Genomic DNA, 15,945 nt, shown 5'->3' with positions numbered 1-15,945 from the left:
TTCAGGGCAATTGCACGTCGTTGGCGTTCCCAAATCGTCGTAAGATGCGCAGTCGGGGGTTGCAACCCCCGACGAAGCTGACCCTCTACGAACCTGGGGGACAAGCCCCCACGCTACGGTCGGAGCCTACCGGGGGCCGCGCCGCCAGCGCGGCCGGCGGCGCTCGCCGTCAGGCCGGGGCGCGTCCGCCCGGCGGGTCTCCGCGCGCGGGGCTGCGCTCGCGACGGCCACCGGCTGCGGCGCGGGCATGGCAGCCGCCACCGGCACGGGCTGGCCGTCTACCATCCACGGCTGGCGCGGCAGCGTCTTCCCGAGCGCCCGCTCGATCTGCCGCCACTTGGCCGCCTCGTCGGGCGTCACGAACGTGATCGCCTCGCCGGAGCGCCCCATCCGGCCGGTCCGTCCGACGCGGTGGGTAAACAGCTCGGCAGACTCCGGCACCTCGTAGTTGATGACCTGCCCCACGTCCGCGATGTCGATGCCGCGCGCCGCCACGTTGGTCGCCACCAGGATCGGCAGGTTGCCGGCCCGCAGCTCGACCATCGCGCGCTCGCGGGCGTTCTGGCTCAGGTTGCCGTGCAGCGCCACGACCGGGAAGCCCTCGGATTCGAGCTGACGGGCCAGCTTCTTGACGCCGTGCTTCGTCCGCCCGAACACGATGATCGGGCCGTCGCCACGACGGTCGAGCAGCGTCCTGAGCGCCGCCGAGCGCGTCGTTGGGTCCACGTCGTACACGATGTGCTCGATCTCCGGCGGGGCCTCGTCCACGTCCACCTTCACCAGGACCGGGGTCCGCAGATGGCGCATCGCCGTCTGCATCACCCAGGGCGGCACGGTCGCCGAGAACATCGCCGTCTGGCGCGTCGGCGGGGTGAACGCAAGGATGCGCTCGACATCGGGAGCGAACCCACGGTCCAGCATCTCGTCGCCCTCGTCCAGCACGAAGATGCGAAGCCCGTCCAGCGAGAAGTTGCGCTGTCGGAGATGATCCAGCGTGCGGCCGGGCGTCCCCACCACGATCTGTGCACCGCCGGAGAGCGCCCGCGCCTCGGGGATCAGCGAGCGGCCACCATAGAGAAGCGTCAGCTTGAGGCGGCGGGCAGCCGTCAGCTTCTCGATGACCTGCCCGACCTGGATCGCCAGCTCCCGGGTGGGGACCAGGATCAACGCCTGGACCGCCCGCACGGCCGGATCGCACCGCTCGACGGTCGGCAGCGCAAAGGCCAGCGTCTTGCCAGAGCCGGTCTTGGCCTGCCCCACGATGTCGCGGCCGTCCAGCATGACCGGGATCGCGTTCGCCTGGATCGGCGTCGGGACGGTGATGCCCATGCCCTCCACGGCCGCACGCGTCTCGCGGCGGATCGACAGCTCGGAGAACGACTCGGCGGGATTCAGGTTCAGCGCCGCCGCGTCCGCGAAGAACGACTCCAGCGGCGGCGTGTCGGCCGACGCCGGTGCGACAGCCGGACGGCTCGGCATCGGCCGAACGCCGCGCGGCCCTTCCTGACGCGGCGCGCGGCCCGGCTCCGGCCGGCGGGCCGCCACGGGCGCGGTATGCTGGCCGCGCGCCGGCTCGGTTCGCCGGCCGCCCGCCTGCGCGAGCCCTCGGTCAGCCGGTGCTGCGCCTGCCCCACGCACCGGCGCACGGTCCGAACGCTCAGAACGTGCGCCACGGTCAACACCGGGGCGGTCCGTGTCACGCGGACGCTCCTGCCCGGTTCCGACACGGCTGGCAGCCTCGCGGGCGGCGCCGAAGCGGTCCTGCGGGGCCGCCCGACGCTCCGGGCGCTCTGAACGATCCTGGTACTGACCATCCGCGCGGCGCGTATCACGCCGCCCGTCGAACGCGCGGGCATCGTCGCGCCGAGCCTCGGATCGGCCGCCCTCAGCCCGGGAGCCATCAGGGTTCGGACGACGGCGCTCGCCGCTCTGGGTGGCCGGGGCCGTGCGGCGGTCCGCCTGGCCGTCCTGCTGCCGCCGGTTCTGGCGGCGCTCGTCGGGGTTCGGGCGCTCGGGAGCGGCGCCCGAGGGCGCGGTGGGGGCGGACTTCCGCAATCGCGGGGCAAAAGTAAACGTGGTCGGCTGCATAAACGCGCTGACTCCTTACGGTCTGACAGGGAGACCTCGATCGGTCAGCGCGACGTGAAAAGGGAGAAGCAGGACCAACGCTGGAGCCTGAAAAACCCGGCCAGGGGGCGAGCCGCCGATATATCTCTGCAGTTGTCTGAAGACGGTATACCCGCAGGAACGGGGCCGCCGCCAGAAAGGGGATTGGTCAGGCAGGGCGCGCGAGCACGCGGAACCGGGTGGTACACTCCCTGTCAGGCCGCCCTTTCGCGTGGCAACATCAGCGGCAGACAGTCCAGAGGCAGACAGGCCAGGGGCAGAGCAGCATGGCGCACGGAACGGTTGAGCGCGGGATCGCGGGCGAGGTCGTCAAGAGCGCACTGGTCGAAGAGCTTGAGCGTGCGTTGGGCGCGGACGCCGTCCTCTGGCGGCCCTACGACCTGATGCTCTACGAGTACGACGGCTCGATTGACAAATCGCGTGCTCAGGCCGTCGTCTTCCCTCGGAGCGCCCGCGATGTCTCCGCCATCATCAAGGCTTGCAACGCGCGCGGCGTCCCGTACACCGCGCGTGGGGCCGGCACCGGCCTGTCGGGCGGGGCGATCCCGAGCCAGGGCGGTGTGCTGATCAGCTTCGCCCGCATGAACCGCATCCTCGACATCGACCTGGCGAACCTCCGTGCGACGGTCGAGCCGGGCCTGGTGAATCTGCGGCTCTCGCAGGCCGTCGCCCACGAGAAGCTGCTCTACGTGCCGGACCCGTCCAGCCAGAAGGCCTGCACCATCGGCGGCAACGTCGGGGAGAACTCGGGCGGCCCGCACACCCTCCGCTACGGCGTCACCACGAACCACACCCTCGGGCTGGAGTTCGTGCTGCCGGACGGCGAGATCGTCGAGACGGGCGGCTCGGCGCTCGAGTACCCGGGCTACGACCTGACCGGCCTCTACGTCGGCTCCGAGGGCACGCTCGGGATGGCGACGAAGGTCATCTGCCGGCTGGTCCCGATGGCCGAGTCGGTCAAGACGCTGCTGGTCGTCTTCCCGACCATCGCCGCCGCCAGCACCGCCGTCGGCGGCATCATCTCGCGGCGGATCATCCCGGCCGCGCTGGAGATGATGGACAACCTCTGCATTCAGGCCGTCGAGTCGAAGGCGAAGGTCGGGTTCCCGCTCGACGCCGAGGCCGTGCTGATCGTGGAGGTCGAGGGGCTGGCCGAAGAGATCGAGTCGATGGCCGAGGAGATCGACGCCGTCTGTCGCGGTTACGACGCCCTGGACATCCGCATCGCCAAGGACGAGGCCGAGCGCGCCCGCGTCTGGGCCGCCCGCAAGGGCGCGTTCGGGGCCATCGGCGCGATCACGCCGGACTACTACACGGTGGACGGCGTGGTCCCGCGCAGCAAGCTGCCCGAGGTGCTGGCCGAGATCGGCGAGATCTCGAAGCGCAGCGGCCAGCGGATCGCCAACGTCTTCCATGCGGGAGATGGCAACCTGCATCCGCTGATCCTGTTCGACGAGGACGTGCCCGGCGAGACGGAGCGGACCATCGAGGCCGGCGCGGACATCATGCGGCTGTGCGCCGAGTCCGGCGGCTCGCTCTCGGGTGAGCACGGCATCGGCATGGAGAAGAAGGATCTGATGCCGCTGATCTTCTCCGAGGACGACGTCGAGATCATGCAACGCGTCAAGCGCGCGCTCGACCCGGCCGGCTACTGCAACCCGGACAAGCTCTTCCCGACGCCCGGCCGCTGCCTGGAGATGTTCGCGCGGAAGGGCAGCGCTGTCGGCTGGTAGACGAGTTGTCAGTCATCAGCTCTCAGGAGCGAAGAAGCGTTGCTGGGCGTTGTACGATGAGACCTGACGACTGAGACTTGACGCCTGATATCTGACGACTGATTGCTGAGGACGACGTTGTGAGTGAGACAGAGAGCGGATCTGCCGGTCCGTCCACGACGACTGGCGAGATCGAAGCGGCGCTCAGCGCAGCCGACCTGGAGTGGCGTGCCGTCGGCGCGGACGACGACGCGTTCACCGTGGCAGGCGTCCGCCCTGCCTATGTGTGCGCCCCGGCCTCCGTGGACGAGGTCGCAGCGACGGTCAAGGCGGCCAGCGCCGCCGGCCGTGCCGTGATCCCCCGGGGCGCCGGCACCCGCATGAGCCTGGGGTTCCCGCCGCGCGCCGCCGATCTCGTGTTGCAGACGACGGGCCTCAACGAGATCGTCGAATACGAGCCGGCCGACCTGACCGTGACCGTCCAGGCTGGCATGACCCTCGGTGCCATCCAGGAGCGGCTGCGGGCTGAGGGCCAGATGCTGGCGCTCGATCCCCCCGCCGCCGAGACGGCCACCATCGGCGGCCTGATCGCCGCGAACGCCAGCGGCCCGCTGCGGCTGATGTACGGCACGGCCCGCGACATCGTCATCGGCACGCGGGTCGTCAACGCCGACGGCATCGTCAGCAAGGCCGGCGGGCGCGTCGTCAAGAACGTGGCCGGCTACGACCTGAACAAGCTGTACGTCGGCTCGCTCGGCACCGTCGGCGTGATCGTCGAACTGAGCTTCAAGCTGCACCCCCTGCCCGCCAACGAGGGGATGGTCGTCGCCGCGTTCAAGACCGCTGCCGATGCCGCGAAGCCCATCGCCGCGCTGATGCGCTCGCCGCTCGGGCCGGCCGCCATCGAGGTGCTGGACGCGGGCGCTGCCGCGAGCCTGCCGGACGGCCTTGCCGTGGACGGCGACGGCGTCGTACTGGTGGTCTCGGCGCAGGGCTTCGAGAAGGCGATCCAGCGCCAGTTGCGGGACATCCAGGCCCTCTGCGACCAGGCCACGGGGGTGCAATCGATCCGCGAAGGCGAGACCCTCACCAGCGTCTGGGCCGCCCTGCGGAGCTATTCGGACCCGTCAGCAGCGGATCTGGCGCTGCTGAAGCTGGCCGTGCCGCCCGCCCGCGGCACGGTGGCCCTGGCGACGGCCCACACGGCCGCCCAGGAGGCCGGCTTCATGCCTCAGACGGGCGCGCACGCCGGCAGTGGCGTCGTGTACCTGCGCCTCCAGCCCGACACCTGGACGACAGGGGCCCTGGCGAACCTCGCGGCGTTGGTGACGCGCCTGCGCGGCTTTGCGCGCGGCGAGGGCGGCAGCCTCGTGCTGGAAGCCTGCCCGCTGGCGGCGCTCCAGGGCGAGGCGGGCATCGATCCATGGGGGGATGCCGGCAGCGGCTTCCCGGTGATGCGCTCGCTCAAAGAGAACCTGGACCCGAAGGGAACACTGAACCCGGGCCGGTTCGTGGGCCGGCTGTAGACGGGTCGTCAGTTGTCAGAGGGGACCAGGACGATTGCATGTTGATGTCGTCGTGCCGCCTCGACGGGGCTTGAAAGCCCCGCCTACCATCCTGCAGTCGCTGCGCGACGCTCCAGTCGCACGAGTGCCTGCCGTTCCCGACGGCCGTCGCGCAGCGACGGCATGACGGTAGGCGGGGACTTCAGTCCCCGACCGCCCGTTCCATGATGCTTCGGGGACACCAATCAACATGCCATCGCCCTGAGGGGTGCCGCCTCGTCGGGGCTTGAAAGCCCCGCCTACCATCCTGCAGTCGCTGCGCGACGCTCCAGTCGCACGAGTGCCTGCCGTTCCCGACGGCCGTCGCGAAGCGACTGCATGCCTGTAGACGGGGGTTTCAACCCCCGACCGCCCGTTCCATGATGCTTCGGGGACACCAATCAACATGCAATCGCCCTGAGAGGGGACGCGGCTACGTTCCCCCCTCTGACGACTGATAGCTGACGACTCATCCCCTACGGATTCACCACGTTGGCCGGCCGGCCTTCCAGGTAGGCGATCGCGTTGTCCACGGGGGCCTTGTTCGAGCGGACGCTGCTCTCGGCGGTGACGCCGCCTGCGTGCGGCATCAGGACGACGTTCTCCATCACGGCGAACGGGTTCTCTGCCAGCGGCAACGGCTCGGTCAGGTAGACATCCAGGCCGGCCCCGGCGATCTGCCCTGCCTTGAGCGCCTCCACCACGGCATCCTGGTCGAGGATCGCGGCGCGGGCCGTGTTGATCAGGATCGCCGTCGGCTTCATCAGCGACAGCTCGCGCGCGCCGACGCTCCCACGGGCCTCGGGCGTGTTCTTGAGGTGGACGGAGACGATGTCCGAGCGGCGGAACAGCTCGTCGCGGTCCACCAGCTCGACGCCCAGGCGCTCGGCGCGGGCCTGATCCAGATTCCAGCTCCAGGCGATCGGCTTCATCCCGAGGCCGGCCGCCAGCTTCGCCGTGTGCGCGCCAATCGCTCCCAGCCCGAGCAGCCCGATGGTCTTCCCTTGCAGCTCGAAGGCCGGCGGGTGTTGCCACGTGCCCGCCCGCATGCGCGTGTCGCTCAAGGGGATGGCACGCACGACCGCGAAGATCAGCCCGATGGCCAGCTCCGCCACCGAGACCGAGTTGACCCCGGGCGTGTTGGTGACGGTGATGCCGCGTGCCTTTGCAGCGGCAAGATCGATGTTGTCCGTCCCGACGCCCTGCACCGAGATCATTTTGAGCTTCGGCGCGTGGCTCAACGCCTCCTCGTCGAAGCGCGAATAGGCCCGCACGTTGATGACGACGTCGGCCTCGGCGATGCGGCTGAAGAACTCGTCGCGATCTGCAAAGCGGGTGGTGTGCGTGACCACCGTGCCGTACAGCAGTAGGCGGGCGAGGTCCGGGTGGGTGACGCTGCCGTAGGAGATCGGGAAGTCGTCCGGGACGACGATGGTGACCGGGCTCATGCGCTCTCCAGGCCAGAGGGTAGGTTCCAGGGGAGAGGTTACAGGGAACAGGCGAGAGGGGGCAGGTTCCAGGGAACAGGGCACAGCGGCGTGAGCGTCCAGGTCGTGACCATCGTCGAGAGCAGGTCGGACTCCGTCATCACGCGGCCCGGCTCCGGCTCGTCCACCTTGAGGCGGAAGTGCCACAGCCGCCATCGGGCGATGACGCCGCCGCGTGCAGGATGCATCGTTCACGGGGCAGGCACGCCTCTCCAAACACGCCCCTCCAGGGACGCCGCCCCTACGAACACTGTACCGCTGGTCGGGTGTGCTCCGAAGCACACTCCGGCACGCTCGCGCGTCTGTGCGCGTGCGTCAGGCGGCGCGCTCTCCTGGTTTCGGCGTCTCCGTTGGCGCATCCGGCCTGGCTGGCGGCGCATCCGGCCTGGCTGGCGGCGCATCCAGCCTGGCTGGCGGCGCATCCGGCCTGGCTGGCGCCGCGTCGGCGGCCGGCGCCGCGGGCGCAGCCTCGGCCGTGACCGGTGGGGCGGGCCGCCGCCATGAGAAGCCACCCCGCCCCCACAAGAACTGCAGGGCGCGGAACGTGATCGCGCTGAGCAGGAACAGGATCACCAGCGACAGCGAGAGGTCGACCAGGGTCCGTGACGCGGTGCCCGGCGACAGGAGCGCGCGGATCCCCCAGACGCCCAGCACCAGACCGCCGCTGTTGATGACCAGATCGTGCAGCGGGCGCATGAAGACGGCGTAGCACGCGGCGGCGGCCACCAGCAGTACCAGCAAGACGGCCAGGACGCGCTCGTGAATCGGCCGCGTGAACACCAGCCGCTCGGCGCCGACGAGCTGGTACGGCTGACTGGGGTCGTCGATGTCGGTCAGCGACAGTGGCTGTGGCGCGCCCATCGACTCGCGCGGCAGTTGCTCCTGGATGGTGGCCCGCAGCATCCCTGCCGACTCGTCCCGGGTGATCGGCCGCACCGAGCCGTCCGGCAACAGCGCGGCCACGCCCACGCCCAGCCATAGCTCGTAGGTGTCAAACGGGTAGAGCGTCGGATGTCCGTGGACGGGCAGCGTCAGGTCGTCCGAGACCACCGACGAGGCGTTCGTCATGTCCACCTTCGCCGAGGGCGGCGATCCGGCCGCGTCGCCGTCGGTGCTCCAGAGGGAGAACAGGACGACTCGGTTGCCGGGCGGGCACTGGCCCGGGCAGTTGCGGTGCCCGGAGAGCCGGAGCGTCGCCCGCAGGCGCGCCTCGTCCAGGTCGACGATGCTGATGTGGATCTGGCCGCGTGCCGCCGTCGCCGTCAGCCCCTGAAAGGGGTAGACGTTGCTCTCCACCGAGTTGAACAGGTCGTCGGTCAGGCTGCGGATGGCGAACGGCAGGGCAACAATCAGCCCGAGAACGATGGACGCCACCAGGAAGAACGCGATGCGAAATGGCAGCTGAGATCGTGCAGGTGGCGGAATTGACTCGTTCGGCACCGGGGCCTCCCAGCGAGGTCCGACAGCGTCAGGCGCACGATCGAAGCGGCCATACGGCGTCGGGGCGTCGGATCAGGCACGCCGGTCACGCGACGGCGCACTCAGCCTGCACTCAGCCTGTATTCAGCATAACGACGGCTCCCACGAGAAGGAGACACCCTGAACGTTTCCAACCCGATAGCTGGAATGTGCCCGGGTGGACGGAGCCGCGGACCGAAATGTTGGACACTGAGATCAGGCAGAAGAGCGGTCAGGCGTCCCAACAGCACCAGCGGACACCGGGACGTCGACGCCGATCTGACCGTACAGGAGAGCGTGGAGGCCCCCGATGAACGCGGAGCAGACGAAGCGTGGCGCTCGGTACGATGGTGAGCTGCAGATGTTCGTGGATACGGCGCACGAGCCAGCCAGAGCCTCACTGCTCTTCTTGCGCTGGCTGGGTGAACGAGGTCGCCTCGAACACGAGATCGCTGGGCCGCCCAGCGGCGAGTACGCGGACACGCTGACCTGACCCAGACACCCGGCTGACCCGACACGCGGTCGTTCACGGCTCACGCGCCAGCGGAGTCCCGCCGGTCACGGCCCGACGCCCCTGGTTCTCCCCAGCAGGAGGGCCAGGGGCGTCGGGCCGTACCGGTGGGACCACCGTCCGGCATACTGTCCCAGCAAAGCACGCGGCCGGGGAGCAGTTGGCAGGATGAGCGACACGCCAACCGACCAGGATGACACGATCCTGCCCCGCCTCACTGCCCCGGTTCAGCCGGAAACGGTCGCCGGCGCCGACCCCGCCCTGCGTGACGCCGTGCGTCGTTCGCTGGTGCCGCGCTGGGTCGCCGCGTACCGCACGCAGTCGTTCACGGCGCTGGCCGGGCTGGGGCTGGTGGGATTCGGGGGCACAGCGGCGCTCGTCACGGGTGGCCGAACGGCTGAGCTCGACCTGGCGACGACGCAGACCATACAGTCTGTCGGGCTGCCGTTCTTCGGGCCGCTGATGCTGGGCGTGAGTCTGCCCGGCTTCTTCCCCCAGGTGGCTGTGCTGATCGCCGTGGTGGCGGTACTGCTCCGGCTGGCCGGCTATCGCACCGAGATGTGGTTCATGCTCGCGGCGAGCGCATCGGTGGCGCTCACGGAGGTGTTCAAGTGGCTGGTTGGCAGGCCACGGCCGGACGCGGCGCTTGTGACGGTGATCCAGGGCGCCACTGGTAACAGCTTCCCCTCGGGGCACACCCTGTTCTATGTGACGTTCTTCGGCTTCCTGGCGTACCTCGCCTACGCCCAGCTCAAGCCGGGCCGCCTGCGGACCGCGATCCTCTGGATCAGCGGGCTGCTCATCCTGTTCGTCGGGCCGTCACGCATCTGGATGGGGCAACATTGGGCCAGCGACGTGCTGGCATCCTACGCCCTGGGGCTGAGCTATCTGGTGATCCTGGTCTGGCTGTACGCACGACGGCGACTCGGGGCCGGCGGGGCGCTGGAAGCACGTCAGCGGTAGCCGCCACCGGTCCGGAGGCCACATCATGCCCGATCTGCTCCTCGAATCGGTTCGCCTGCCGAGCGGGATCGGGCCGACCGACGTGCTCCTGCGTGACGGCCGGATCTTCGCCTACGGCTCGGCGCTCCGTGAGGCCGAGCCGGGCGTCGAGCGAATCCACGCAGGCGGGCGGCTGCTCGCGCCAGCGTTCGTCGAGGCCCACCTGCATATCGAGAAAGCCCTGCTGCTCGACCAGCTGCCCGGCGAGGTCGCGTCCGTTGGCGAGGCCATCGCGCTGACGGCGGCCCTCAAACGCGGCTTCACTCGGGCCGACATGCAGGCGCGCGCCGAGCAGGTGCTGAAGATGGCGCGCCGGCACGGGACGCTCTACGCACGGGCGCATGTCGAGGTCGATCCGATCCTCGGGCTGTCCGCCCTGGAGATGGCCCTCGAGCTACGCGAGCGGCTGGCCGGCCTGATGACGCTCCAGGTCGCGGCCTTTCCGCAGGAGGGCATCCAGAAGTCGCCGGGCGCCGAGGAGCTGTTGCGCGAGGCGCTGCGACTCGGAGCGGATGTGCTCGGCGGTGCGCCATACGTCGATCCAGACCCGGTTGCCCACCTGGACACCCTGTTCACGCTGGCGACGGCCGCCGGCGTGCCGCTCGACCTGCACGCCGACTTCTCCGACGAGCCGCCCGCAGACCCTCCAGGTCTCACGGCCCGCAACGCCGCCGAGCGCGCCCTGGCCGAAGGGTACGTGGGGCGCGTGACGCTCGGCCACGCGACGGCGCTGGGGGCACTGCCGCCGGAGCAGCTCCAGCCCCTGGCCGAGCTGCTGGCCCGCGCCGACATCAGCGTCGTCACGCTACCAGCGACGGACCTGTACCTGGGCGGCGGCGGTGACACCTATAACGTGCGCCGGGCGCTCGCTCCCGTGCGCGCGCTCCAGGCGGCGGGCGTCAACGTGGCGCTGGCCTCGAACAACGTCCGCAACGCCTTCACACCGTTCGGGAACGCCGATCCGCTGGAGATCGGGCTCCTGCTGGTGGCTGGCGGGCGCCTCGCCGGACGCGGTGACGTGCACGCCGTGTTCGAGATGGCGACCACAAATGCGGCTCGTGCGCTCGGCCTCACGGGCTACGGCGTGAGCGTTGGAGACCGCGCGAACCTTGTCGTCTTCGACGCCGACAGCCCGTGGGACGCCATCGTCAGTCAGGCCGAGAAGCGCCTGGTGATCTCCGAGGGTCGGGTCGTGGTCGAGAATCGCCGCGCGACGGTCTGGCACGAGTAGGACAGCCGCCGGTGCTCAGCCACTGCGCGGGCGTGACGAGCGATCTTCGAAGGAGAGCATCTCGGCCGCGTGGGCGTCTCGCTCGATCTCCTGACGAACCCGCTTCAGTTGCTGCTCGGTCGCGTCCTCCAGGTCGATGAAGCGATCCTCGCGCGCGCCCTGGACCGCCCGCAACAGTTCGTCGAGCTTGAGGTGGATGGCCTGGGTGTCGCGGTTCTGGCTGTTCTGGATCAGGAACACCATCAAGAATGTCACGATGGTCGTGCCAGTGTTGATGATCAACTGCCAGGTATCCGAGAAATGAAAGATCGGGCCGGAGATCGCCCAGCCCAGAACAATGCCCGCGGCAAAGACGAACGCCCACGATGAGCCAGCCGCCCGCGCCGTGCGCTGGGCCAGCCCCTGAAAGAGCTCGTTCATGCGGTACCTCGGCGGACCGCTCCCTCGTCGGAGTCGGCGCAATCCGAGGATATGCAGAGGCTGTGCCAGACGCTGCGCCGACGCATCCGCATCATGACGCACAAGACATCCTGACGCACAAGTCATGCCAGGACGAGCAGGCAGCCTGGAGTCTTCGCGGCGGGTTTACGCCAGCATCCTGAATTGTCTCTCTGCGCTGCGCAGGACCGTTTCACTGAATGATCATTCATCTCTGCGACACGACCAGCGATGAATCGAGCTGCTGCTCCCGTCGCCATCGGTGTGTCTGGCGGTAACCAGTGCATCCGTGATTCGAGAGGTTGCCAGCAGCATGCTCGAGCATGTATGGCGCGGTCCTGGGTGATGGACACGCGGGCGACGCCCCCGCGCTAGATATGGAGGTCTCATGGTGCAGTGTGAACCGACGGCTATCGGCCCGGGCGTGCACGTCAGTGTGAAGCTGCGCGAAGGCTGCAATGGCGGGGACCACCAGCACAGTCCGCAAGAGAACAACCTGTCAGGGCACGCGCTGGACATCGACTACGGGACCAACGATCACCCGGTTTTCGTGTTCTTCACCAACCGCCCCCGCCCGACCGATCAGCAGCCGCTGCTGCCCCTGGGCCGCTGGTTCGCCCGCGACGAGCTGGTCCGCGTCTAGCCCGGTCGAACAGCGAGGATCGCCGAGACCTTCGCGAAGGGGCCGACGCACACCTGCGTCGGCCGCGCTCCCCTTCCTGGCCGCAGGGCGATTGCATGTTCATTGGTGTACCCGAAGCGCGACTAGACGGGCGGGCGGGGACTGAAGTCCCCGCCTACACGCATTCAGTCGCTGCGCGACGGACACCGGAAACGGCGTCGTCTGGTGAGACTGGGGCGTCGCGCAGCGACTGCAGGATCGTAGGCGGGGCTTTCAAGCCCCGACGCGGCGGCACGACGACATCAACATGCAATCGTCCTGACGCTGCCCTCAGGGCGATTGCATGACGAGCACGTCCTGCGACCTCGTCGGGGACTGAAGTCCCCGCCTACCGTCACGCCGTCGCTGCGCGACGGCCGTCGGGAACAGCCGTCGTCCGGTGAGACTGGAGCGTCGCGCAGCGACTGCAGGATCGTAGGCGGGGCTTTCAAGCCCCGACGCGGCGGCACGACGACATCAACATGCAATCGCCCTGTTCCTGGCCGCCCAGAATGTGCCGGGGTGTTCGGGTTTCAGCTAGCGCGCTGGATGGCCCGAAGTCTGGTCACCGTCGTGATGAATGACGTTCAGGACGAGGATGTCGTCGTCATCTTCGACATCGCCCTCAGCCACCACAAGCAGAAAACGCCCTTGCCAGACGCCGATGTACTCGGGTGCGCCCATCCTTCCGTCAAATGACGGCATCTGCATCTTCGACGATGGCATGGACTGCGCCTTCAGAGACCTTTCGCTGATACATCCGGGCGCGCGCATACTCCGTGAAGTCGAGATCAACCACCCTCAAACTCGTCTGATGATGTGAATGATGAGTGGGCCACCCTGGCGATGGCCTACCGGCGGCCCATCAGCGCCCCGAGGCCGCGTGGCATCTTCCCACGTGAGAACATCTTCATCATCTTCTGCATCTCGCGGAACTGGTTCAGCAGCTTGTTGACCTCCGAGGTGGTCGTGCCGCTGCCCTTGGCGATCCGCCGCTTCCGGCTGGTCCCGATCACGTCCGGGTTCCGCCGCTCGTAGGGCGTCATCGACTGGATGATCGCCTCGATGCGCTTGAACTGCTTCTCCGAGCCCGAGAGATCCTGACCCTTCAGCGCCTGCGACATCCCGGGGATCATCCCCAACAGCTGCTCCAACGGCCCCATGTTCCGCATCTTCTGAAGCTGCTCCAGGAAGTCTTCCAGGTCGAACGTCCCCTTCTTGAACTTCCCGGCCAGCTTCTGCGCCTCCTCTTCGGAGGTCTGCTGCTGCGCCTTCTCGATGAGCGTCATCACGTCGCCCATGCCGAGGATGCGCGTCGCGATCCGCTCCGGGTGGAACTGCTCGATACCGTCCGGCTTCTCGGAGACGCCGACGAACTTGATGGGGACGCCCGTCACCGAGCGCAACGAGAGCGCCGCGCCACCCCGGGCATCGCCGTCCATCTTGGTCAGCACGACGCCCGTGATGCTCACGCGGGCGTGGAACTGCTCGGCCACCTTGACGGCGTCCTGGCCCGTCATCGCGTCCGCCACGAGCAGCACCTCAGGCGGGTTGAGCCGCCGCCTGATCTCCGCGACCTCGTTCATCATCGCGTCGTCGATGACCGTTCGGCCGGCCGTATCGACGATCACGTAGTTGAAGTTCATGCGCTGGGCGTACGTGACGGCGTCCTGCGCGAGGTCCGGCGGCTTGCGGCCCTCCTCGTGGTAGACGGGGATGTCCAGCTGCTTGCCCAGCGTCTGGATCTGGGTGACGGCGGCCGGGCGGTACGGGTCGGCCGCCACCAGGATCGGGCGCTGGCCCTGCTTGCGGAGCATCAGCGCCAGCTTGGCGGCGAGCGTCGTCTTGCCAGCGCCCTGGAGGCCGACCAGCAGGATCACGTTCGGCGGCTGGGTGGCCGTATTCAGCTTCGCCGCGCCGCCGCCGCCCAACACCTCCACCAGCTCGTCGTGGACGATCTTGATGACCTGCTGGGCGGGATTCAGGCCCTTGAGGACGTCGGCCCCGAGCGCCTTCTCCTCGACGGACTTGATGAACTGCCGCACGACCTTGAGGCTGACGTCGGCTTCGAGGAGCGCGATCCGCACCTCGCGCAGCGCAACCTTCAGATCCTCTTCGGTGACCTTGCCGTGGCTCCGCAGCTTCTCGAAGACGGCGGTCAGCCGATCAGACAGACTCTCAAACATCGCCGTCTCCTCCGCGTGTTCTGCCTCGGTTCAATGACGAGACTACGCGCCGCCATCGGTGCGCAGCATATCTCTAACCTCAGGTTCTCGAAGATGGCAGCTCGCTGGCCAGGCAAGCGCTTGAATGACGCCATGTTCTTCCTCTGACCCGCGCCGAGCAGATCGTTCAGACTACGCGCGACCGTCGCCGACGAGCACATCCACGAAATCGTCGGGGTCGAAGTCCGACATATCGTCCAGTTTCTCGCCGGTCCCGACGAACATGATCGGCACGCCGACCTCGCGCGTCACGGCGAACACGACGCCGCCCTTGGCCGTCCCGTCCAGCTTGGTCACGATCAGCCCGTCCAGGCCCGCCGTCTTGGCGAACTGCTGGGCCTGGGTGATCGCGTTCTGGCCGGTCGTGGCGTCCACCACCAGCACCGTCGTGACGCGGTCCACGCCCTGCTTGTCGATCACCCGGCGGATCTTCTTCAGCTCTTCCATCAGGTTGAACTTGGTGTGCAGCCGCCCGGCCGTATCCACGATCACCAGGTCGGTGTTCCGCGAGCGAGCCGCGCTGAGGGCGTCGTAGACCACCGCACCAGGGTCGGCGTTCGGCTGGTGCGCGACGACGGGCACGTTGGCGCGGTCCCCCCAGATCTTCAACTGGTCGATGGCCGCCGCGCGGAACGTGTCGCCGGCCGCCAGCACCACGCTGTAGCCCTGGCCGCGGTACAGGTTCCCCAGCTTGGCGATGGAGGTGGTCTTGCCGACGCCGTTGACGCCGACCACCAGGATGCAGGAGAGCTTCCCCTTCTGGACCAGCGGCCCGACCTTCTCCTGCTTCTCGGCGACATCCTCGAGGGCCGTCGCGAGGGCATCCTTCAACGCGTCGAACAGATCGCGCGAGCTCTGGATCTCGCCCGAGCGGTGCTCGCCACGCAGCCGCTCCATCAGCTCGTCGGTCAACTGGACGCCCACGTCCGCCTGGATCAGCAGCTCTTCCAGCTCATCCCAGAGGTCGTCGTCAATGGGCCGCTCGGCGGTGAGCAGCTGCCGGATCCGTCCGAAGAAGCCGGATCGGGACTTCTCGACGCCCTGGTCGAGCTTTTCGCGGCGGAACAGGCGGCTGAGCATGGTGGCGGTCTGCTGCTCCCGGAAGGTCTGGGCGGGCGCGCGCGGCGCTGGCGCACCGAAGTGTTCCCTCGATTATCGCAGACCTTCCACTGCTTGTGGTCATTCACGCTGCCGCCCCCGTCACACGAGCGTGGTGCTGGCCGGTCCGGGCCGCCAGTCGCCGCAGCCGCGGACAGGCTCTGAGGCGCCATCTTCGTAGATGGCGCCCCGCTCGACGATCTCCTGGGCCGCTGCCAGGATCTCCGCGCGCAGGGCCGGGAACCGCTCCGCGAGCGCTGCCACGATGCGCTCGGACTCGTCGAGGAGTCCGATGATCGGCCTGTCGCTCTCCAGCCGCACCAGCTCTTGCACCAGCCGGTACTGCTCGGACGGCAGCTCCAGCCACAGCCGACGGTCGATATCCTGCGCCGTCACCCCGTCGCTGAACTCGTGCATGTCCCGCACCCCCAGTGCCGCCCGGCTCTGCCCC

General features: G+C 68.6%; 15 protein-coding genes. 6 read left to right on the top strand and 9 right to left on the bottom strand.

Features of this window, described 5'->3' with window-relative positions; genetic code table 11:
• Window positions 1–126 precede the first annotated feature (126 nt).
• Complete coding sequence (locus IT306_21690) at window positions 127–2,088, bottom strand: DEAD/DEAH box helicase (protein ID MCC7371042.1); 1,962 nt, start codon at window positions 2,086–2,088, stop codon at window positions 127–129.
• A 305-nt stretch (window positions 2,089–2,393) separates the two neighbouring features.
• Here IT306_21690 and IT306_21685 point away from each other — a divergent pair, with 305 nt between their 5' ends.
• Window positions 2,394–3,860 (top strand): FAD-binding protein, encoded by a 1,467-nt coding sequence (locus IT306_21685; protein MCC7371041.1) that lies wholly within the window; start codon window positions 2,394–2,396, stop codon window positions 3,858–3,860.
• Window positions 3,861–3,979: 119 nt separating this feature from the next.
• Window positions 3,980–5,365, top strand: a complete 1,386-nt coding sequence (locus tag IT306_21680) for an FAD-binding oxidoreductase (GenBank protein ID MCC7371040.1) — start codon at window positions 3,980–3,982, stop codon at window positions 5,363–5,365.
• A 494-nt stretch (window positions 5,366–5,859) separates the two neighbouring features.
• On the opposite strand, the gene IT306_21675 is transcribed toward IT306_21680, so the two are convergent.
• The 3 genes from IT306_21675 to IT306_21665 form a co-directional block, all read right to left on the bottom strand.
• Complete coding sequence (locus tag IT306_21675; GenBank protein MCC7371039.1) at window positions 5,860–6,831, bottom strand: hydroxyacid dehydrogenase; 972 nt, start codon at window positions 6,829–6,831, stop codon at window positions 5,860–5,862.
• Window positions 6,832–6,869: 38 nt separating this feature from the next.
• Window positions 6,870–7,058, bottom strand: a complete 189-nt coding sequence (locus IT306_21670; GenBank protein ID MCC7371038.1) for a hypothetical protein — start codon at window positions 7,056–7,058, stop codon at window positions 6,870–6,872.
• Window positions 7,059–7,185: 127 nt separating this feature from the next.
• Entirely contained in the window at window positions 7,186–8,310 is a 1,125-nt protein-coding gene (locus tag IT306_21665) for a hypothetical protein (GenBank protein ID MCC7371037.1), read from the bottom strand.
• 328 nt (window positions 8,311–8,638) lie between these two features.
• Between IT306_21665 and IT306_21660 the strand changes: the two genes are divergently transcribed.
• The 3 genes from IT306_21660 to IT306_21650 all read left to right on the top strand — a co-directional run bounded on the left by IT306_21660 (window position 8,639) and on the right by IT306_21650 (window position 11,072).
• On the top strand, window positions 8,639–8,821 hold the full coding sequence (locus IT306_21660) for a hypothetical protein (GenBank protein MCC7371036.1): 183 nt from the start codon (window positions 8,639–8,641) through the stop codon (window positions 8,819–8,821).
• Between the two features lie 186 nt (window positions 8,822–9,007).
• The gene (locus tag IT306_21655) at window positions 9,008–9,802 is read left to right on the top strand and encodes a phosphatase PAP2 family protein (protein ID MCC7371035.1); all 795 of its coding nucleotides are present in this window, start codon (window positions 9,008–9,010) and stop codon (window positions 9,800–9,802) included.
• A gap of 25 nt (window positions 9,803–9,827) precedes the next feature.
• Window positions 9,828–11,072, top strand: a complete 1,245-nt coding sequence (locus IT306_21650) for an amidohydrolase family protein (GenBank protein ID MCC7371034.1) — start codon at window positions 9,828–9,830, stop codon at window positions 11,070–11,072.
• A 15-nt stretch (window positions 11,073–11,087) separates the two neighbouring features.
• On the opposite strand, the gene IT306_21645 is transcribed toward IT306_21650, so the two are convergent.
• Complete coding sequence (locus IT306_21645; protein MCC7371033.1) at window positions 11,088–11,492, bottom strand: low affinity iron permease family protein; 405 nt, start codon at window positions 11,490–11,492, stop codon at window positions 11,088–11,090.
• Window positions 11,493–11,898: 406 nt separating this feature from the next.
• Here IT306_21645 and IT306_21640 point away from each other — a divergent pair, with 406 nt between their 5' ends.
• Entirely contained in the window at window positions 11,899–12,153 is a 255-nt protein-coding gene (locus tag IT306_21640; protein MCC7371032.1) for a hypothetical protein, read from the top strand.
• 555 nt (window positions 12,154–12,708) lie between these two features.
• On the opposite strand, the gene IT306_21635 is transcribed toward IT306_21640, so the two are convergent.
• The 4 genes from IT306_21635 to IT306_21620 form a co-directional block, all read right to left on the bottom strand.
• Window positions 12,709–12,897, bottom strand: a complete 189-nt coding sequence (locus IT306_21635) for a hypothetical protein (GenBank protein ID MCC7371031.1) — start codon at window positions 12,895–12,897, stop codon at window positions 12,709–12,711.
• A 125-nt stretch (window positions 12,898–13,022) separates the two neighbouring features.
• A complete protein-coding gene (gene ffh, locus IT306_21630; GenBank protein ID MCC7371030.1) occupies window positions 13,023–14,357 on the bottom strand; it encodes a signal recognition particle protein in 1,335 nt (444 codons plus the stop codon).
• 171 nt (window positions 14,358–14,528) lie between these two features.
• Window positions 14,529–15,476, bottom strand: coding sequence for a signal recognition particle-docking protein FtsY (gene ftsY / locus IT306_21625; GenBank protein ID MCC7371029.1), 948 nt, complete (start codon window positions 15,474–15,476; stop codon window positions 14,529–14,531).
• A 120-nt stretch (window positions 15,477–15,596) separates the two neighbouring features.
• Window positions 15,597–15,911, bottom strand: a complete 315-nt coding sequence (locus tag IT306_21620; GenBank protein ID MCC7371028.1) for a hypothetical protein — start codon at window positions 15,909–15,911, stop codon at window positions 15,597–15,599.
• Between the last annotated feature and the right edge of the window lie 34 nt (window positions 15,912–15,945).

Source organism: Chloroflexota bacterium, assembly GCA_020850535.1.
Classification (GTDB): Bacteria; Chloroflexota; UBA6077; order UBA6077; family JACCZL01; genus JADZEM01.
This window is presented reverse-complemented; position numbering and strand designations above follow the sequence as displayed.